This is a genomic window from Marinobacter shunpengi (genome assembly GCF_045449715.1).
Classification (GTDB): Bacteria; Pseudomonadota; Gammaproteobacteria; order Pseudomonadales; family Oleiphilaceae; genus Marinobacter.
The window spans coordinates 171,144-191,000 of the sequence record NZ_JBJJLA010000027.1; the positions used below are offsets into that span (position 1 = coordinate 171,144).

General features: G+C 63.6%; 14 protein-coding genes. 7 read left to right on the forward strand and 7 right to left on the reverse strand.

The genetic code is table 11. From position 1 onward, the window contains the following. Positions 1–24: 24 nt before the first annotated feature. A complete protein-coding gene (locus tag ACJO3T_RS19320; RefSeq protein WP_406965483.1) occupies positions 25–1,974 on the reverse strand; it encodes a helix-turn-helix domain-containing protein in 1,950 nt (649 codons plus the stop codon). 140 nt (positions 1,975–2,114) lie between these two features. Between ACJO3T_RS19320 and ACJO3T_RS19325 the strand changes: the two genes are divergently transcribed. Then, a complete protein-coding gene (locus tag ACJO3T_RS19325; protein WP_406965484.1) occupies positions 2,115–2,897 on the forward strand; it encodes an enoyl-CoA hydratase/isomerase family protein in 783 nt (260 codons plus the stop codon). 176 nt (positions 2,898–3,073) lie between these two features. Beyond that, positions 3,074–5,056: an acetoacetate--CoA ligase gene (locus ACJO3T_RS19330; protein ID WP_406979532.1), complete on the forward strand. Its 1,983-nt coding sequence runs from the start codon at positions 3,074–3,076 to the stop codon at positions 5,054–5,056. 12 nt (positions 5,057–5,068) lie between these two features. Here ACJO3T_RS19330 and ACJO3T_RS19335 read toward each other — a convergent pair whose 3' ends face one another. Together ACJO3T_RS19335 and ACJO3T_RS19340 are read right to left on the reverse strand one after the other, a co-directional pair. Beyond that, entirely contained in the window at positions 5,069–6,316 is a 1,248-nt protein-coding gene (locus ACJO3T_RS19335) for an acyl-CoA dehydrogenase family protein (RefSeq protein WP_406979534.1), read from the reverse strand. Positions 6,317–6,413: 97 nt separating this feature from the next. After that, on the reverse strand, positions 6,414–6,821 hold the full coding sequence (locus ACJO3T_RS19340) for a YkvA family protein (protein ID WP_406965489.1): 408 nt from the start codon (positions 6,819–6,821) through the stop codon (positions 6,414–6,416). Between the two features lie 232 nt (positions 6,822–7,053). Here ACJO3T_RS19340 and ACJO3T_RS19345 point away from each other — a divergent pair, with 232 nt between their 5' ends. Beyond that, positions 7,054–7,512 (forward strand): META domain-containing protein, encoded by a 459-nt coding sequence (locus ACJO3T_RS19345; RefSeq protein WP_406965490.1) that lies wholly within the window; start codon positions 7,054–7,056, stop codon positions 7,510–7,512. A gap of 52 nt (positions 7,513–7,564) precedes the next feature. Here the strand turns inward: ACJO3T_RS19345 and nadN are convergent, their stop codons facing one another. The 4 genes from nadN to ACJO3T_RS19365 all read right to left on the reverse strand — a co-directional run bounded on the left by nadN (position 7,565) and on the right by ACJO3T_RS19365 (position 13,839). Next, positions 7,565–9,394 (reverse strand): NAD nucleotidase, encoded by a 1,830-nt coding sequence (gene nadN / locus ACJO3T_RS19350; RefSeq protein WP_406979536.1) that lies wholly within the window; start codon positions 9,392–9,394, stop codon positions 7,565–7,567. Positions 9,395–9,485: 91 nt separating this feature from the next. Then, positions 9,486–11,957: an ExeM/NucH family extracellular endonuclease gene (locus ACJO3T_RS19355; protein WP_406979537.1), complete on the reverse strand. Its 2,472-nt coding sequence runs from the start codon at positions 11,955–11,957 to the stop codon at positions 9,486–9,488. 116 nt (positions 11,958–12,073) lie between these two features. Next, on the reverse strand, positions 12,074–12,547 hold the full coding sequence (locus ACJO3T_RS19360; protein WP_406965493.1) for a DUF6231 family protein: 474 nt from the start codon (positions 12,545–12,547) through the stop codon (positions 12,074–12,076). An 83-nt stretch (positions 12,548–12,630) separates the two neighbouring features. Further along, positions 12,631–13,839, reverse strand: a complete 1,209-nt coding sequence (locus tag ACJO3T_RS19365) for an ammonium transporter (protein WP_406965494.1) — start codon at positions 13,837–13,839, stop codon at positions 12,631–12,633. 265 nt (positions 13,840–14,104) lie between these two features. Between ACJO3T_RS19365 and ACJO3T_RS19370 the strand changes: the two genes are divergently transcribed. The 4 genes from ACJO3T_RS19370 to ACJO3T_RS19385 form a co-directional block, all read left to right on the forward strand. Further along, a complete protein-coding gene (locus ACJO3T_RS19370) occupies positions 14,105–14,761 on the forward strand; it encodes an ABC transporter ATP-binding protein (RefSeq protein ID WP_406965495.1) in 657 nt (218 codons plus the stop codon). Then, positions 14,755–16,992, forward strand: a complete 2,238-nt coding sequence (locus ACJO3T_RS19375; protein ID WP_406979538.1) for an ABC transporter permease — start codon at positions 14,755–14,757, stop codon at positions 16,990–16,992. Before ACJO3T_RS19370 ends, ACJO3T_RS19375 begins: the two co-directional genes overlap by 7 nt. Continuing rightward, positions 16,989–18,086, forward strand: coding sequence for a lipocalin-like domain-containing protein (locus tag ACJO3T_RS19380; RefSeq protein ID WP_406965497.1), 1,098 nt, complete (start codon positions 16,989–16,991; stop codon positions 18,084–18,086). Before ACJO3T_RS19375 ends, ACJO3T_RS19380 begins: the two co-directional genes overlap by 4 nt. A 110-nt stretch (positions 18,087–18,196) precedes the next feature. Further along, on the forward strand, positions 18,197–19,857 hold a 1,661-nt coding region (locus ACJO3T_RS19385; protein WP_406979539.1), incomplete at its 3' end, for a methyl-accepting chemotaxis protein.

The window sequence follows — 19,857 nt, forward strand, 5'->3', positions numbered from 1 at the left end:
GCTCCCGGGGAGGACCCTCTGGCCTTACCGGCCTGCGGCTTTCTTCAGGTTGAGCAACCGCAGCGCCAGTTGGATCTCCAGGGAGCGGCCATCCTGCTGCCAGGGCCCCAGTATGCCGTTTATGGCTTCAAGCCGGTTATGAATGGTATTGACGTGGAGTTTCAGTTTGCGGGCGGTGGCCCTGGCATTCTGCTGCTCATTCATGAATGTGAGCAGCGTTCTGACCAGCTCGGTTCTCCTGGCCTGGTCCGACTCGACAAGCTCGCCAATCGTTGCCCGGATAAAGGCCGCCACATCCACCGACGTGCTGTTACCGAACAACGGCGTGTAGATGGCATATTCGTGATAGAAGAATGTGGCATTGCGGCGCCCGAGGTGCTCCGCCACCTGCAGCGACTGTACTGCCAGCCGGTACTCGCGGGGCAGGTCCTCCGAATGGTTGATGGGGTGGGAGAGGGCGGTCAGTCCGGTCCAACTGGCCTCGTTGTTCATATGTTCATGAAGGAAATGCCGGATTGCCCGGGTATCATCCTGATTAATCAGCAGAATGAGCCGGTCGTTGATTTCCGTCGCCACGCCCGACAGAGACTTCAGCCGTTTGCTGATCTTCTTGAGGAAAAAGTGGAGCTTTGACGGCTCAAGGGCAACGACGGCCAGCACCAGGGGCGCCTGTGTATCAATACCTATCTGCAGGGCCTGCGTTCTGGTGGGTTGCCGGGTCGGATCTTTCGGGTCCAGGAGGTCGGTGAGTGTGGTCTTGATGTCGAGCAGGTTGGTGGCGGTCTTTTTTTCCTCCAGCAGGTTCAGTACTGCAATTGCCGTGGACGAGCGTTCGAAAATCCGCGTCTGGTGACCGGACAGCGGCTTTTGCGTGCGGATCAGCAGTGATCCCAGGTGATCATTGCCACTGGATACCGCCATCAGAGTGAGTGCGTATCGATCACTGTCCAGGCTCACCGAGCGGCCGGTGAGCCGACTGCTGTCGATGGCTTCGGCCACCTGCCTGCTGAATCGGTTGTCGAGGGTGGCGCTTTCGAAGAATGTCAGGGTCTCCTCCGGGACGGCGCTGGTCACCGACCCCATGGGGTCGAGGAAACCGAGTTCGCCGTCCAGCAGGTTGGCGATCAGGCTGAGCATTTCCTGCTGACTGCCGCCCCTGGCAATCTGGGAGGTCAGCTTTTCATGGGCGTCGGTGGCATGCTCAAGTACTGCCACCTTGTCTTCGAGTTCCCGGTTTGCCTGTTCGGCGTACCTCAGGGCGCGTTGCTTCTGCTCGAAGGTTTGCGCATTGCGGATAGCAACGGAGGCATGGGCTGCCAGGGTGCCGAGGACGGAGATCTCCCAGGGCTGATGGAAACGCTGGTACCGATCGGCGACGATCAGTACGCCAATGACCTCGGAATCCGCCATGATGGGTACCGAGAGTACAGACTGGATACCCTCTTCCGCCATTGCCCTGTCCATCAGTGGATCATGGGTGAATTGTCCTTCTGTCATATAGTCCTGGGTGGTAAAAGCGGATCGGGAGTTTCGCACATGACCGGCGATGCCGGCATGGCCCGGACCGCTCAGGTCTTTGATGAGCTCAGTGTAGGCACCATCGATCGCCAGGATTTTTCCCTGGTTGTCCAGGGTGTGTCCGGCCAGCCATGCGATATCACTGCCCAGCAGTTTGCGTCCGCGAACGACAATGCTGTTCAGCACGGCTTCCGGATCCTTCAGTTCTGTCAGTGTTTCAGCGCTTTCGGAGACGGCCCTGAGGGATCGTTCGTTGAGCTGGTATTGCTCGTTCCGTTCCGCGAGTTTGATGGCCTTTCTCACGGCGGCGAGTAATTCAGACTTCTCTTCGGCGCTGAAAGCGAGTGATTCGGCCTCGGAAAGACGTCTGGAGAGCTCGCTGGCTCCCCGTCCCTTGTCCAGGTCATCGAGAATGGCCTGATAGGTCCGGGCCAGCCGGATGCTGCTGTCTGTCATGGTCTGGTGCTCGTTTAGCGTGGAAGGTGAGAAGTTTGGTTTATTGTCATATCTATATCAATGAATATGTGACAATCAAACATTGTTGGTGGCGCCTTGGCTCTTTAATCTGATGCCTTTTCCCAGTGGGAGGGGCGCGAATGACGTTCAGAAATGTTGTTCTGGAGGTTGACCATCATGTGGCGTGGTTGACGCTCAACAACCCGGACAGGCTCAATGCGATGACCATGGCGTTGTTGCGGGACCTGCGGGATGCCGTGCTGGCAGTCCAGGCGGATACGGGGGTTCGATGCCTTGTGCTCCAGGGGGCTGGCCGGGCTTTTTCCGCCGGTGGTGACCTGGCGGGATTCAAGCACGATATTGACGAAGGCGACCAGGAATCCTTCCTGGCCAGGCTTCGGTTCGCACAGGCTGTTTTTGACTTGATCGATGGGTTGAAGCTCCCGGTGATCGCCGCAGTCAATGGCTATGCCATTGCCGGTGGGCTGGAGCTGTTGCTGTGTTGTGATGTGGTGTTTGCGGCGGAATCGGCGAGAATCGGGGATGGCCATATCAAGTATGGTGTCATTCCTGGGGGAGGCTCGTCAGTCCGTTTGCCCCGCAAGGTGCCACCCAATATCGCGAACCAGATGCTGCTCTCCGGCGAGATCTATCCGGCGGATCAGTTGAGGGAGTGGGGGCTGGTCAATGCCGTCTTCGAGGACGAACGTCTCCGGGACGAGGTGGCTGAATTTGCCAGCCAGCTTGCCCGTCGTAGCCCGTTTGCCATGTGTCTGATCAAGAAGGTTGTCACCGAAAACCGCACCCGCAGTGTGGCGGAAGGGTTGTCGGCGGAGCTGGACACCTTTGCCCTGTATGCCAGACACCCGGACTTTGAGGAAGGTTTGAGGGCCTTCAGCGAGAAACGATTGCCGGACTATTAAGGCTCCGGGGGACACTGCCATGGTGAATTGCCGCTCGCATACGGTTGAGCTCCACTCACTATTATCCGATAGTATCCCATCGAGTTGACCGAGCGATTGTTACATTTTTAGCCGATGTCGCCCAGTGGGCTTTGACACGGCTACCAATCAAGACCAACAACAAAACGGAGACCCCCATGACAGCCCAGACCCCCGAATGCCTCTGGCAACCCACTCAGGCACGCATTGAAAACAGCCGGATGCACGACTTCATGCAATGGCTGAAGCTGCACCGCGGGCTGGAATTCCGGGACTATAACGCCCTGTGGCAATGGTCTGTGGACCAGTTGGAGGACTTCTGGGCCGCCTTCTGGGACTATTTCGATATCCGCCATTCCGCGCCGTACCAACGTGTTCTGGATGGTGACCGCATGCCCGGGGCCAAATGGTTCGAAGGCGCCAGGCTCAATATGATCGAGCAGGGGTTCCGGTTCCATGAAGATGAGCCGGATCGACCCGCTATCATTTCCCGCTCTGAGATTCGTCCCCTCCAGGAACTGTCCTGGGGCGACCTGAAGACGCAGGTGGCGTCTTTTGCCTACAGCCTGCGCCAGATGGGCGTGGGTCCCGGTGACCGGGTGGTGGCCTACCTGCCCAACATCCCCGAAACCGTCGTGGCTTTCTACGCCTGCGCCAGTATCGGCGCCATCTGGTCGAGTTGTTCGCCGGACATGGGCACCCGCAGCGTGATTGACCGCTTCCGCCAGATCGACCCCAAGGTGATGATCGCGGTGGACGGCTATCGCTATGGGGGCAAGGATTTCAACCGCATGGACGTGGTCCGCCAACTGCGCTCCGAACTGCCCACCCTTGAGCAGGTGGTGGTGCTGCCCTACCTGGATTCCGGCGCGAATCTGGAGGATAGCGTGGCATGGCCGGACATGCTGGCCCATGACCAGCCCATGACCTTCGAACAACTGCCTTTTGATCACCCGCTGTGGGTAGTCTATTCCTCTGGCACCACGGGTATGCCAAAGCCCATTGTCCACAGCCACGGTGGTGCCCTGCTGGAAGGTCTGCAGGGCCAGGGGCTGCACATGGACCTGCAGCCGGACGACCGCTACCTGTGGTTCACCACCACCGGCTGGATCATGTGGAACGCCCAGATCGGCGGGCTGCTGCTGGGCAGTACCATCTGCATCTATGACGGCAACCCCGGCTATCCGGACCTGGGCACCCTGTGGCGCTTTGCCGGCGAGGCGGGGGTCACCTTCTTTGGGGCCGGTGCGGCCTATTTCCTCAACTGCAAGAAGGAGGAGATTCACCCCCGGGAGTACGCCGATCTCAACGGTATTCACTCCGTGGGTTCCACCGGTTCGCCCCTGCCGGATGAGGGTTATAAATGGATCATGAATGAAATCGGCGATGATGTTCTGGTGGCCCCCATCAGCGGCGGTACCGATGTGGCGGCCTTCTATGTGGGCTGCAACCCGATCATGCCGGTCTACGCCGGCGAGATGCAGTGCCGCACCCTGGGCACGGCGGTCTACGCCTTTGATGAGGATGGCAAGCACCTTGAGGATGAGGTGGGTGAGCTGGTGGTTACAAAACCGATGCCCTCCATGCCGCTGTATTTCTGGGGCGACGAAGGCGGTCACCGCTACCACGATAGCTACTTCGACACCTACCCGGGCATCTGGCGCCATGGGGACTGGATACGGATCACGCCCCGGGGTGGCTCCATCATCTATGGACGCTCCGACACCACCATCAACCGCCAGGGCGTGCGCATGGGCACCGGCGAGATCTACCGGGTGGTGGAGGAAATCCCGGAGGTGCTGGACTCGCTGATTGTCGACCTGGAGTACCTGGGGCGGGAATCCTACATGCCGCTGTTTGTGGTGCTGCGGGACGGAGTCGAGCTGGATGACGGGCTGACCGGGCGAATCCGCGCCGTCATCCGGGACAACCTATCGGCGCGGCATGTGCCCAACGAGATCATCCCTGTGGCGGCCATTCCCTATACCCTGACCGGCAAGAAGATGGAGCTGCCAATCCGCAAGTTGCTGCTGGGCAGGCCGCTGTCGCAGGTGGCTAGCCCCGACGCCATGGCCAATCCGGACAGCCTGGATTTCTACATCCGTTTCGCCGAGGAGAGGGGCACTGCACCAGCGGACTGATGATGGCGGTGGTCAGTGGAGGTTGTAGTACGCCGCCGTTGATCCCCGCTGTTCCTTCGCCTTCTCGATTTCCGCCCGGGCGACGGTGCGCAGGTGCACCTCATCGGGGCCATCCAGGAAACGCAGGGCCCGGCCCCAGGTCCACAGGTAGGCCAGGGGCGTGTCCGGGGTCAGGCCCATGGCGCCGAACACCTGCATGGCCCGGTCCACCACCCGCGTCTGCAGGCGTGCCGCCACCAGTTTGATGGCGGAGACGTCCACCCGGGCGGCGGCGTTGCCGAAGGTGTCCATCTTCCAGGCGGCCTGCAGCACCAGCAGCCGGGCCTGGTCGATCTCCAGGCGGGACTCGGCGATCCAGTCCCGGACGTTCTCATACTCGCTGAGGAACTTGCCGAAGGTGCGCCGTTCCAGCGACCGTTCCGTCATCATCTCCAGGGCCAGTTCGCACTGGCCGATGGTGCGCATACAGTGATGCACCCGGCCGGGGCCCAGCCGGGCCTGAGCCATGGCGAAGCCTTCCCCGGGCCGGCCCAGCAGGTTCTCCGCAGGCACCCGTACGTTACGGAAGGCAATCTCGCAGTGCCCCTCCGGTGAGTGGTGCTGCATGATGGGGATATTGCGCACCACCTCCAGCCCCGGGGTGTCCATGGGCACGATCACCATGGAGTGCTGCTGGTGGCGGCTGTCACCGGAGCCGTCATCACAGCGACCCAGCACGATGGCAAAGCGGCAGTTGGGGTGGTTGGCGCCGGTGATAAACCATTTGCGGCCATCCACCACATAGTGGTCACCATCCCGGCGGATGGTGGTGGCGATGTTGGTGGCATCGGACGAGGCGGTGTCCGGTTCGCTCATGGCAAAGCAGGACCGGATACGTCCTTCCAGTTGTGGCATCAGCCAGGCGTCGTACTGGGCCGGGGTGGCAAACCGGTGCAGCAGTTCCATGTTGCCGGTATCGGGGGCGCTGCAGTTGAATATTTCCGCCGCCCAGGGCAGCCGCCCCATGATTTCCGCCAGGGGTGCGTAGTCCAGGTTGGTCATGGCGGTGCCCGGCTCGGTTTCCTTCAGCTCTGGCAGGAACAGGTTCCACAGGCCATCTTCCCGGGCCTGCCCTTTCAGGGGGTCAAGGATATCCAGTGGGTAACGGCCGGATTCGGCCACTGTCAGCCAGTCGCTGTTGTGGGGCAGTACATGCTTCTTCATGAACCGCCGCATCAGGTCCTGTACCTGGAGGGAGTCGTCGGAATGGTTGAAGTCCATGGCTGGGCCCCTGTCAATGGTGTGGCGGGTCTGCCTGCCAGACTAAGGCAGAGGCTGCCGAGGGTCGTTGACCCACATCAAGTGGTGGCGGGCCAGGTTACCTGCCGGCGGTTTCGGCGTGGAGTTCCTTCCAGGCGGCGTAGCGGTGCAGGTCCGACTCCACCAGTTTCAGGCACAGGGCCACCACGCCGGCGTCGTCCAGCAGGCCGAACCCCAGGATCACGTCGGGGATCAGGTCCAGGGGGTTAAGCACGTAGAGCAGGGCGCCGGCAATGGCGGCAATGGTCTTCCAGGGTACCTGGCGGTAGCGGCCGTTCCAGAAGTCCCGTAACAGCGAGAACATCAGGCGGATATCCGTTGAAAACCGCTGTAGCCTGCCGCTGGACTGGACCTTCTCTTCCACCTTTCGCTGCCGTGTCAGCAGTGACTCCAGGCTGTCCTCGTCCACCTTCCGGCTTTCCTGCTCCAGCGCCTCTCTGGTTTTGCGATCACTGATTGCACTCATGGTGCCCCCTTCTTGATGGGTGGAGGGATGGGTGGAGAATACCCAGAGCATAACAAACCCGCACCACAACACGGCATGGCGTCCTCAATCTGTACGCACTTTCATGAAGCCGGTCCTTCAGCCGGCCGGCGCAACTGGTTATGATGTCCTTCTTTGTCGATAACCCGTGGTCCCATGGCCGCGATTGATCCAGGGAGATTCCGAGATGATAGGAACAAGAGGAACGAAAGGAGTGAAAGGAGCGCTGACCGCAGTCCGGGGCCTGGTCCTGGTGACTTGCGCGCTGATGCTGGTCGCCTGTGCCGGCAGCCCGTCAGGGTCTTCACAAGGCCCCATTCCCACCGCACCGCTGACCAACACCTACTGGAAGCTGATGTCCTTGAAAGGCACCGAGGTGGACATTCCCAGGGGCGAGCAGGGCGAACCCCACATGATTTTCCGGGATGACGGTAAGGTGAACGGCTTCAGCGGCTGCAACCGGTTTGTCGGTGAGTACACCGTCAGCGGCGCCAACCTGCTGTTCGATGCCATGGCCAGCACCAAGATGGCCTGCATCGGGGACAATCATGAAGCGGCCCTGTACGAGGTTTTCTCACAGACCGCCGGGGTCTTCCTGGAGGGCAAGGTACTGAAGCTGCTGAACGAGAAGGGCCACGAACTCGCCCGTTTCGAGGCGGTGGCCCTGCCCTGATCTCTGATGGATCGCGGGAAGCCGTACTGGCTTCCCACGGATCGTCTGCGTGTTACGGCACCGGCGTGTAGTTCTGGGTGGAATACTCGTCCGTGGCCGGCTTGCTGATGGTGTTTACTTCCAGCATGTAGTCCACGAAGGACTGGGCATAGTCCAGGAAGGTATCCTCGGCGCGGCCGTCCTCTGAAACCGTTCCAAAGGTCACATAGCCGTCGCGGCCTTCCGCCGTGAAGCTGTTGCTGACGACTTTCAGTTGGGTGTCGTCCTCCAGGGGCATCCACGCGCCCTCGTTGCGGACCCGGTACTGGATGTCGTACAGCCGGTCACCGGCGGCCCGGCTCATGTCCACGTACCAGCGCAGGCCGGCGGCGTAGGGGTAGGCCCCGGTGGAGTCGCTGTGGGCATAGTCCACGGCTTCGTTGAGTACCTGGTGGATCTCCGCACCGGTCATGTCCAGGTTGGTCAGGGTGTTGCCGAAGGGCAGCAGGGTATAGGCATCACCAATGGTGATGTCACCGGCAAAGATGTCGGTCCGCACACCACCACCGTTCTGGATGGACACGTCCGCTTCCTTGCTCATGTAGAGGAACGCCTGGGCCACCGCATTGGCGATGTCGCTGCCGCGATTCGGGTCTTCGCCATCACAGGTGCTGTCGCCATAGGCCTCGCCGGGAATCCGGGCCAGGCAGAGGTCTTCCGTGGCGGTGCCGATCACTTCATTGGCAAATTCCTCAAGCTGGTCGGTATAGGCCTGCAGGGCGGCTCCGACGGTGGCGTCCGGTGCGGTCAGGCTGAGTTGCGGATCGGCATCAATGGCGGCCAGGACGGCCTCACGGTCGGCGCCGGTCAGTTCATACTCGGTTTCGGTCTCGTCTTCACGAACCATGGGTTCGTCCAGCAGCAGGTGAGGGACACCTTCGCAACCCTGGACAACGCCTGCCTCATTCCACTCCACGTTCAGCTCGCCCACCACCTGGGAATACTGCCAGGCCTGGGCGACACACACCTGGTCACCGTCGGCATTGGTGGCCATGGTCGGGTAGGGGCCGGAGCTTTCCAGGCCGTAGGCGGAGAAGTCGCCCAGCAGGGAGTGGGAGTCGCCGCCGATGATCACGTCCACGCCGCTGAGGCTGGCGGCCAGCTCCAGGTCGTTCTGGTACTGGTAGTGGGTCAGCAGGATGATCTTGTTGACACCGTCTTTCGCCAGTTCGTCGATCATGGCCTGGGCAGTTTCCCGCTCGTCCAGGAACTCGGTGGTGGCCAGCGGACTGGAGCTGTTGCGGGTCTTGTTGGCAATGTCGATCCCGATGATGCCGACCCGGGCGCCGTCGATCTCACGCACGATGTAGGGCTGGATGTAGTCATCCTGGGCCGACGGGGCCAGGGGGGTGCCTACCTCCGGCCTGACGTTGGCGGCCAGCACCGGGGTGTCGCAGTTGCCCCTGGCCAGTTCGTCCAGGAACAGTTTGAGGCCGGCGTCGCCCCGGTCGAACTCGTGATTGCCCAGGGCGAAGGCATCGAAGCACACCAGGTTCATCAGCTCGGCGTCCGCCGTGCCCTCAAAGCTGGAAAAATAGAGGGTGCCGGTGATGGCATCGCCGGCGTGCAGCTTCAGCACGTTATCCAGGGCCGCTTCACGTTCGGCGATCCTGGCGGCCACGCGGGGGAAGCCGCCCAGGGCGAAGGTGGTCTCGGCACCGCCGATGTCCAGGGTCTGTTCAGAAGCTTCCAGATTGGAATGGTGATCGTTGATATGGAGGATATTCAGGGTCAGCGGGGCGTCGGAGGACGTCTCATCGTCGTCCGAATCGCTCCCGTTGCAGGCCACCAGGGCCAGCGTGGACAGCAGGGTTGTCAGGACAACTGCGGGTCTGGCGTTCACAATCATACTCCTTTAAGGGTGTTTACAGGGGCGTCGGCAAGGCTCCGGACGGGAAATGCCCTGAGCCTTGCCAGCGACCTTCTTCTTGCTTTCAGGCCTGGCGGATCGCCGCCAGTAGGGTTTTCAGGTCCTTGCCGTTCACCCGGCCATCGCCATTGAGGTCCAGATGTTCGTGCTTGCCGAACAGGCCGGCCAGGAGGAAGCGGACCAGGTCGCGGCCATCCACCCGGCCGTCACCGTTTAGGTCCGCGGGCAGGTCGTCGGAACCACCGGCGAGCTCCAGCACAACAATGACCGGGTCATGGTCCGAGGCCCGCCAGGGGGCGGTGGAGTACCAGTCCGCCTGCTGTTCCGGAGACTTGAACTCGGTGTTGTAGTCCAGTGCCCGGGGTTCATCGGCGTTGATGGTCCAGATGGCGGTGTCCAGCACCTTGTCGAGCAGTTCCGGGGACGCCAGGGCATGGTCCAGGTAGCCGGCTTCGCCGAAGTACACATAGGAGTAGGCGCCGTCGCCCTCGAAGCGATTGACCAGGTCGGTGTAGCCACGGTCGGTGAGTGTGGTGATGGGATCTTCCCGGGCGTAGCTGTTGAGGTCGCCGAGGATCAGGCGGTCCTGCTCGCCGGTGCCGGTGGGGTCGGCATCCAGCCAGTTCGCCAGCGCGTTGGCGGCCTGTACCCGGGTCGGGTTCCAGCAACCCTGGCCGTCGCCCTGGTCGGCATTGGCACCGCTGGCCTCGCCACAGCCCTTGGACTTGAAGTGGTTCACCACCAGGGTGACGCCATCATCACTTCCCACCGGGCGGAAGGTCTGGGCCAGGGGCTGGCGGTTAAGGTCCTGGAACGGGGCGGAGGCCAGTACGGCGGCATCGCCCACCGTCTCAGCACGATCGGTGCGGTACACGAAGCCGACGGCAATCTCGTCACCGCCAAGCTGCGACAGACCCGGATCAACGGCCTGCCATTCGCTACCCAGGGCGTCGGCCAGTTCCCGGATCGCGCTTTCGTCACCGTAACCGTCGTTCTCGATTTCCATCAGGCCCACCACGTCGGCGTTGGTGGCGCGGATGGCGGACACCAGCTTGGCGGTCTGGCGTTGCAGTTCCTCGGCGGTGTCGGCGCCGCGGGCCGTGGGGAAGCCACCGCCCATACCGTCACCGTTGAAGAAATTGAGCACGTTGAACGAGGTCACCACCAGGTTGCCGCTGGCATCCAGCTCCGGGCTGTCCTGGCGCGGGTTGGCAGCCATGAATTCCGGTGACTGCAGCGGTTGCAGGCGCCACGCGTCAAAGCGGAAATCGAGCACCCCCACCAGGCTGTCCACCTGGTCGCCGCCCCGCACCGTGTTGGTCGAGCTGAGGGCCGGGGACGGGTAGGGCACCACCGCCGGGTTCTGGCGATTGCTGCCGTCGTCCAGGATGAGGCGGTCCCGTTCATTGGCCTGCTGTATGGCCAGGGCGTCGCTGCCGGGGCTGGCGACATTGGTGGGAATGAAGTGGCGGGCGCTGCCCAGGGTGAGGCTGCCATAACGGCCCAGGTCGTAGGTGTCGTTCACCACCAGCGGGCTGTCCGGTGTCACCCGCATGGATTCGAAGGCTTCCGGGGAATCCGGCGAGGCCCAGGGCAGGCTGATGGTGGCGGGTGCCGGCAATTCGCCCGGGCCGCAGTCGGCCATGCCGGTGACGCTGCCCAGTTCGGTCAGGCCGTTGTACTCGGTGACTGTGCCGGCGATGCGGACGGTCTGGCCGGCCCCGACGCTGGCATCGGTATCCGGGGCGTAGATAAACAGGCCCTCGGAGGTGGTCGACAGGCTGTCGCGGTCGCCCGCCTCTTCCTCCACATAGAAACCGCCGAAGCCGTCGTCGCCGTTGAACACGCCGGTCACCACGGCTTCGATCTGCACGGACTCGCCGTTCAGGGGCGAGGTATCCCCTTCACCCTGGATCGCGGACACCAGCGTGGCCGGCTCGCCACAGGTGAGGGTGGGGGTGCCCGGCTCGTCGGGATCGCCCGGATCGCCGCTGTTCATGCCCAGGTCGGAGAAGTCGTCCAGGGGGAAGGCATCGAAGTAGAGTGCGGGCTCATAGGCGTCGTAGGGATCGCTGTCCGGGGTGAGGTTCCGTCGCCGCAGGTCGGTGTTCTGGGTGCGGGTGTCGTCGCCCCAGTAACTGCCGGGGTCGACGCCCACCTGGCCAATGCTGTCCACCACCAGGCCGCCGTTAAGCAGGGTGATCGCATCGTCACCGTTGAACAGGCCGGCGCCGGTGGTCTGGTCGGCCACGGCCAGTATCGCTGCGTCCGCCTGGCTGCTGGCCACCACGAAGTGGTCGCCGGGCGCGACGGTGCCACTAAGGTTCAGGGTCAGGCCGGCGTTGCTGTTGCCGTTGAAGTAGACCTGGATCTCCCAGGCGGCCAGGTCCACCGGCTCCGCCGAGGTGTTGAGCAGTTCCAGGGCCTTGTTGTTGCCGGTGCCTTCCAGGTATTCGCTGAACAACAGGCTGGCATGGGCGGGTGACGTACACAGGGCAGCCACCGAGGCCGCCATAAGGGTGCGCTTGAAGGTCATGAATCCGTCCCTGATCGTGATTGGTTGTGATCGGCCTGCGGGAGGCCTGACGATCAGGGTGCAACCAGACTATGACGGTGACATGAGAGTTTTATGAACGGTTTACGACCGGACGATTACCACCTGGCCTTGTCCCACATTTCCGGGTTGGCCCAGTACCTGGGGTTGTTCCAGGTGCGCTTGTGGTTGTAGGTATCGATATTGTAGGTGTAGAGGGTGTGCCCATCGTCGCCATCGGTACTGCCCTGGCGCACGAAGCCCAGGCCGATGAAGTCGTTGAAGGACCAGTCACTGCGATGGCCGACCAGTACGGCGATCTGGTGGTTGCCCAGGTTGCGTAGCTGCCCGAGCAGGATCCGGCCGGTCTCCAGGGGCAGGTCCTCCAGGGTGTCGGCGACAATGGCCAGGTCATGGGGATATGCGCTGGCGCCGGTGAGTTCCCCGTTACCAGGCGCAAGGGGGTCCACGGCGACCCCGGGGTGGGTGGTCTGCCAGTCATCGGCGGCCTGCCGGGCGGCCTCTCCGGCCACCAGCAGGGATGTCGGCTGGCAGTCTTCAATCACGGACGTGAACAGGGTCCGGGCGTTCATGGCTGCTCCTCTTTGTTGACAGAGTCCACCATGATACGCCCTTGGACCGCCGTTGGTCTGCTACCCGGGTGCTCTCTACCCCATTACTCCCAGGAAGTGGCCCCGATGCGGTGGATGCTCACATCGGCACCATTGAACTCCTCTTCCTCGCCCAGGCGCAGACCGGCCAACTGACGCACCAGGCCATAGATCACCAGGCCACCGACAAAGGCGATGACCATGCCCGCCAGGGAGCCGATCAGTTGCGACATCAGGCTGACGCCGCCAAGACCGCCCAGGGAGGCCTGGCCGAAGATGCCGGCGGCGATGCCGCCCCAGAGACCGCAGACCCCGTGCAGGGGCCAGACACCGAGCACGTCGTCCAGTCGCTCGATGCGGTTCTGGGCCCATTCGAACAGGAACACGAAGATGGCACCGGCAATACCACCGGTGATCAACGCGCCGATGGGATGCATCAGGTCGGAACCGGCGCAGACCGCCACCAGCCCGGCCAGCGGGCCGTTGTGGATAAAACCCGGGTCCTTGCGGCCCACCACCATGGCGACCACGGTGCCGCCCACCATGGCCATCAGGCTGTTCACCGCCACCAGGCCGCTGATACCGTCCAGGGTCTGGGCGGACATCACGTTGAAGCCGAACCAGCCCACGGTGAGAATCCAGGCACCGAGGGCCAGGAACGGAATGTTGGAGGGGGCGAACGCCACCACCTTGCCCTGGCGATAGCGACCGTTACGAGCGCCCAGCAACAGGACCGCGGCAAGGGCGATCCAGCCGCCGACGCCGTGCACCACCACGGAACCCGCGAAATCATGGAAGGAGGCGCCAAAGCTGCTTTCCAGCCAGGCCTGAAAACCGTGGTTGCCGTTCCACACGATGCCCTCGAAGAACGGGTAGAGGAACGCGACCACCAGCCCGGAGGCGATCAGCATGGGGTAAAAGCGCGCCCGCTCAGCGATGCCGCCGGAGACGATGGCGGGTATGGCGGCGGCGAAGGTCAGCAGGAAGAAGAATTTGACCAGTTCGTAGCCCTGATCCTGGGTGAGGATCGTAGCATTACTGAAAAAGTGATTGCCGTAGGCGATATAGTAGCCGATGAAGAAGTAGGCAATGGCGGAAATGCCGAAGTCGGTCATGATCTTGACCAGCGCGTTGACCTGGTTCTTGTGGCGCACGGTGCCCACTTCCAGGAAGGCGAAGCCGGCGTGCATGGCCAGTACCATGACGGCACCGATCAGCAGGAAGAGTGTGTTCGCACTGTCGGTCAGGGTATGAATGGCAGACGTAATATCCACGGACAGGAGTGCTCCCGGTTAATGACTTTCATGAGCCGGATGGTTCACGCTGGTGCACGCCTCCGGCTCGCCGTGGTCCGGATTTAGCAATAATCGGTCCACAATAGTGCGCACGCTTTGATGTTGGGCAGTTAAGTGAATTCAGTTGGTGCGCTGGTTCTTTAATGATTGGGATTTCGGACTGATCATGCACAACTAGAGTGCAGTTAATTCAGGAATGCACAGTAGTGGGGCCTTCGACGGTAAGAATGGAAGGAGATGGGATGTGACCAGTGTCAGCGTGTCGGGATTGCGCAAGACCTATGACGCCAGTACCGGCCCGGTGAGGATATTCACCGGCCTGTCGCTGGAGCTCCCGCCCGGGAACTCCCTGGCCCTGACCGGTCCGTCCGGGTCGGGCAAGAGCACGTTGATGAATATCCTGTGCGGGCTGGAAAGCATCGACGCTGGCGACGTGCAGGTGCTGGGGAAGTCGGCGACCGCCCTGTCTGCGGACCAGTGGGCGGGGCTGCGCCGTCGCCGTATCGGCGTGGTGTTCCAGGACAGCAACCTGATGCCCGCCATGACCCTGGCGGAGAACATACGGTTGCGGGCGGACCTGGCGGGTCGCTCGTTCGGACCGGTTAGCGACTGGCTGGAGCGCCTTGGCCTGGCCGGGCTGGAGGACCGTTATCCGGACCAGGTGTCCGGTGGCCAGCGCCAGCGGGCGGCCCTGGCAATGGTGTTTGCCATGGGCCCCGACCTGGTGCTGGCGGACGAGCCCACCGGCAGCCTGGACCGGCACACCGCCCGGCAGGTATCGGATGCGCTGTTCCACTGGCAGCGGCAGCAGGGGTGTGGGTTGATCCTGGCCAGCCATGACCTGACCCTGGCGGAACGATGCGACCACCAGCTTGATCTGGCGGCAGAGGGCAGGTGGTGATATTCCGGGCCGTGCTCAGCCACTACCGGCGCCATCCCTTCCAGTTGCTGGCGTTGTGGCTGATCCTGACCCTGGCCACCGCTCTCTGGTCCGGTGTCTGGGCCCTCACTGGCCAGGCCCGGGACAGCATGCAGGCCGGCGAGGCGCAGTTGTCCGGCGGCCAGCAACTGGCGCCTGAGGGTGGCACCCCGGTCACCGTGGACGACTTCGTCAGCCTGCGGCGTCAGGGCCTGTGCGTGATCCCCTGGCTGGAGGTGGCCCCGGCGGATACCCGGGGGCGTGTGGTGGGGATCGATCCCCTGGCCATGGCCTGCGCGGAGGGTGATGCCCCCGGCGCCGGCATGGTGCTGGACGGCGAGCCCTTCGTGGACATCGCCGAAGCCGCCCGGCTGGCGGAATCGGGCCGCCCGGCGCACCTGCGCCTGTATCTGATGGATGAGGGCCAGCCGTTACCCGCCGGCTGGCAGCGGCCACCGGACCGGTCCCGACTCAGCACCGGCGAGCTGGCCGACAGCTTCCTGCTGAACCTGGATGCCCTGGGTATCCTGGTGGTGCTGGTGTCCGCGCTGCTGATTCGCAGTGTCTATACCCTGGGGCTGGCCCAGCGGCGGGAGAGCCTGGTGCTGCTGGAACGCTATGGCGTCACCCGCCGACGCCTGCGGCTCTACCTGTTGGCGGAACTGGCGATCCTGGCCGGTCTTGGCCTGGTACCCGGTTACCTGTTGGGGCTCCGGCTGGCGGATGGGCTGTCCGGTGGCTTCGGCGCGGCCATGGACAATCTCTTCGAAACCACCCTGCTGACCACCGGCGAATCCGCCACCGGATTCCTGGTGACCCTGGCGGTGGTCCTGCTGATGGTGCTCTGGTGCGGACTGGACCTGCTGAGGGACGGCCCGGCCCAGGGGCGCTCCCGGTTCCATCCGGGGCTGGCCTCCGTCTGCCTGCTGGTGGGGCTGCTTCTGCTGCTGGTGGCGGGGTCCCTGGTCACCGTTTTCCTGGGCACGGGGCTGATGCTGGCCGGGGCCGGTCTGCTGACGCCGGTGCTGATGGTCCGTTACCTGACACCGTCGCCCTGGTCGCCACCGCTGATCCTATGGCGTCGGCGGGAGCTGGGCGTGCTGTCCGGTCGGCTGGCGCTGCCGATGGTGGCCCTGCAACTGGCGGCGGGCACGGTGATCGCTGTCCACGCCCTGGTGTCCACCTTCGAGGACACCTTCCACGACTGGCTTGGCCAGCGCCTGGCCGGCGACCTGTTTGTGGAGGTACCGGACGGCCATCCATTGGCACCGGTAGTGCCGCTGCTGGAGGGTGATCCCACCGTGGCTCAATGGCATCCGGTCATCCGTGGCACGGCGACCATCGGCGCCGGTCCGGGAGAGCAGGGCGTGGACCTGATGGCCACGGACACCGATTCGGGTCTGATCCGGCGCTGGTCACTGCTGGAGTCCGTGGCGGACCCCTGGCAGGCGGTCAGCGAGGGCCAGGTGCTGGTCAACGAGCAACTGGCGCGGAGACAGGGCCTGGCGCCAGGGGATCAACTGATGGTGCGGTTTGGCGACGGGCAGCGCAGCATCCGGGTGGCCGGGGTCTACGCGGATTATGGCCGACCGGCGGGAGAAATCCTGATGGACCGGCGTTACCTGCCCGAGCGGTTCGTACCGGATTTCCGCTCCCTGACCATTGCCCTGGCAGACACGGGCAATGGCTCCGGCACGGCCCTGGTCTCCGCCCTGGCGTCCGCCTGGCAGGTCGACGACCTGTCGGTCAGGGACAACGACACCATCCACCGCCTCGCCAACCGGGTATTCGACCAGACCTTTGCCCTGACCCGGTCCATCAGTTACCTGACCCTGGTGCTGGCGGGCCTGGCCCTGCTGATGACCGGCTGGGTGGTGCTGCGCTCCCGAGCCTGGTACTACCACCTGCTGTCCGCCTGGGGGCTGACAGCCCGGGAGCGGCGGCGTGTGGTGATGACGCTGGCCGCGGAACTCATGGCACTGATCTGGGCTGCGGCACTACCGGTGGGCATCGCGCTGACCTGGGTGCTGGTCAGCCGGATCAACCCGGTGGCCTTTGGCTGGTCCCTGCCCATGACAATCTACCCCGGTTACTGGCTGGAGTTGCTGGGTCTGTTTGCCCTGGCCGCTGTCACCGTGGGCTGGCTGGCCAGTACCGGTCACAACGGCAAGCCGGGAACCATGCCTGTGCAGGCGGGAGGGCAGGAACGATGAACCGGACCTCGCTGTTCATGGCCTGGCTGGCTGGTCTGTGCCTGATCCTGTCCGGTTGTGGGGAGTCTCAGGACACCGAAGGGTTTGCCGGGCTGGCGGAGACCCCGCCGGCTTCATCGTTCGCGCAGCCGTCCCCCACGGACGGGATTGAGCTGCCCGATGACTGGGGCCCCCACCCGGATCATCGCATCGAGTGGTGGTACCTGACCGCCAACCTGCGCACCGAAGGCGGCGAGCCCCTGGGGCTGCAGTGGACCCAGTTCCGGCAGGGGCTGGTGTCTCCTGCGCAGGCCAGGGAATCGCTGCCGGCTTCCCGGTGGCCACTGCATTCCGCCTGGATGGCCCATGGTGCGGTGTCCTTCCGGGGGCAACACTGGTTCTCGGAACGCTTTGCCCGGGGGAGCATCGGACAGGCAGGGGCCCGGGCCGAGCCCCTGCGGGTATGGCTGGACCACTGGCAACTGGAGGCGACTGGCCCCGACCGGTGGCGCCTGGAGGCATCCGGTGATGGCTGGTCTTACCGTCTGACACTGGTCCCCGGCGACCGCATGGTCCGCCATGGCGACCAGGGCTTCAGTGCCAAGGCCGATAGCGGGCATGGCTCCATGTACTTCAGCCTCACCGACATCGCCATTGACGGCACCGTGACCGTGGCGGGCACCGATTACCCGGTGACGGGAACCGGCTGGCTGGACCGGGAGTGGAGCAGTCAGTTCCTGCGGTCCGACCAGCAGGGCTGGGACTGGTTCGCCCTGCGGCTGGACAACGGCGGCCGGCTGATGGTGTTCCGGGTGGGGCGTGGGGAGGAGGCTTTCCGGTCCGGTACCTGGGTGGCCGCCGATGGCACTGCTTACCCACTGTCCGGGGATCAGGTACGGATGACCCCGATCACCTACCGGGATACCGGTCATGGCGAGGTTCCGGCGGCCTGGCGAATCCGGGTGCCTGCCCATGTCGTTGACGTGACGGTACGGGCGCCGGAGGGGGAGTACTGGAACCACGGACTCTACCCCTATTGGGAAAGTCCGGTAACGGTAACCGGCAGCAGCGGTGGCCAGGGATACATGGAACTGACCGGATACGCTCGGCCATAAGCCTGTTCATGGTCTACCTTTTTAGTGTGTCCGGTCCATCCGCGACCGCTTTTATCACCTATAGTCAGAAGCGTGACTTCCTGAATTTTCTGGCCAAGGCAGTAACGACCATGATGTTCCTGAACCGACTCAAGATCCGTTCCCGCCTGCTGCTATCGGTACTGGTACCGGTTATCCTGACCGGCGCCACCATCGCCTGGCTGACCGCTTCCCAACTGCGGGCCAGTGGCGAGGCGGAGCTGCAGCGACTGGAGCACACACTCACCGAGGCCCGCAAGCAAGGCCTGCGTGATGTGACTGACACCGCCCTGTCGGTGGTGAATGAGGTAAAAAACGACCCGGACCTGACCGATGAGGAGGCAAAGCAGGAAGCTCGCAGTCGCATCCGGTCTATCAAGTTTGGTAACAACAACTATGTGTTTGCCTGGCGTCGGGACATGTTCAACCTGGCCTACCGGCCAAACCCGGACATTGAAGGCTTTTCCGAGAGCCCCGAGGTCCAGGAACTGATCGACGCCCTGTTCGAGGCGGCGGCGGATGACGGTTTCTATGCCTACGACTGGCCCAACCCCGCGGCGGATGGGGCCGTCGAGCCCAAGCTGTCCTACGCCACCCTGATCGAGGACTGGGACTGGATGATCGGCGCCGGGGTCTACGTCACCGATATCAACGAGGTCCTCGCCCGGGCAAGGGCCGAGATTGAGGAGAACATCAACCAGGCCCTGATCTTCATCCTTCTGGCCACGGTTGGGGTCATCGTGCTGGCGGCCATACTGGGGGCGCTCGTGGGTCGCACCGTGACCCGACCACTGGCGGAGGTCAGTGACATGATGCGGGACGTGGCCGAGGGGGAGGGCGACCTCACCCACCGGCTACCGGCGGAAGGTAATGATGAACTGTCGGAGCTAGGCCGGCGTTTCAATACCTTTATCAGCAAGATCCACAACACCATCCGCGAGGTGGACGACACCACCCACCAGGTGGCCTCGGCCGCGGAGGAACTGAGCCGGGTGGCGGAAGAGACCCGCGCCTCGGTGCAGGTCCAGGGTTCAGAGACCGACCAGATCGCCTCCGCCATCAACCAGATGGCCGCCACCATCCACCAGATCTCGAAGAACGCCAACGAGGTGCAGCAGGCCGGGGCGGATGCCGACCGCCTGGCCAAGGATGGCGGCCAGACCATGGCCGGCTCCCAGCAGTCGGTGAACAGCCTGTCCCGGAATATCCTGGAAAGCGCCGAGGCCATCGACGCCCTGGCCTCCCGCAGTGACGAGATCCAGAAGGTGCTGGACGTGATCCACGAAGTCACCGACCAGACCAACCTGCTGGCCCTGAACGCCGCCATCGAGGCCGCCCGGGCCGGCGAGCATGGCCGTGGCTTCGCCGTGGTCGCCGATGAGGTGCGCCAGCTGGCCAAGCGCAGTGGCGAGTCCGCCGGCCAGATCCGCGAGATGATCGATGGCTTTATCCGTGAGTCCCGCAGCGCGGTGGAGCGCATGCGTTCCTCCCAGGGCCTGTCGGAGGAGACTGTGGAGCGTATCAACCACGCCAGTTCGGCCCTGAGCACCATCGAGCAGTCGGTGGAGCACATCCACGATCAGGTGACGCAGATCGCCACGGCCTCCGAGGAGCAGAGCCAGGTGGCCGAGGAGATCAACAAGAACGTGGTGCGCATCGTGGAGGCGGCCCAGAACAGCGACACCGGCGTCACCCAGACCAACGAGGCCAGCCAGGAACTGGCACGACTGGGCGAGCGGCTGCGTGAACTGGT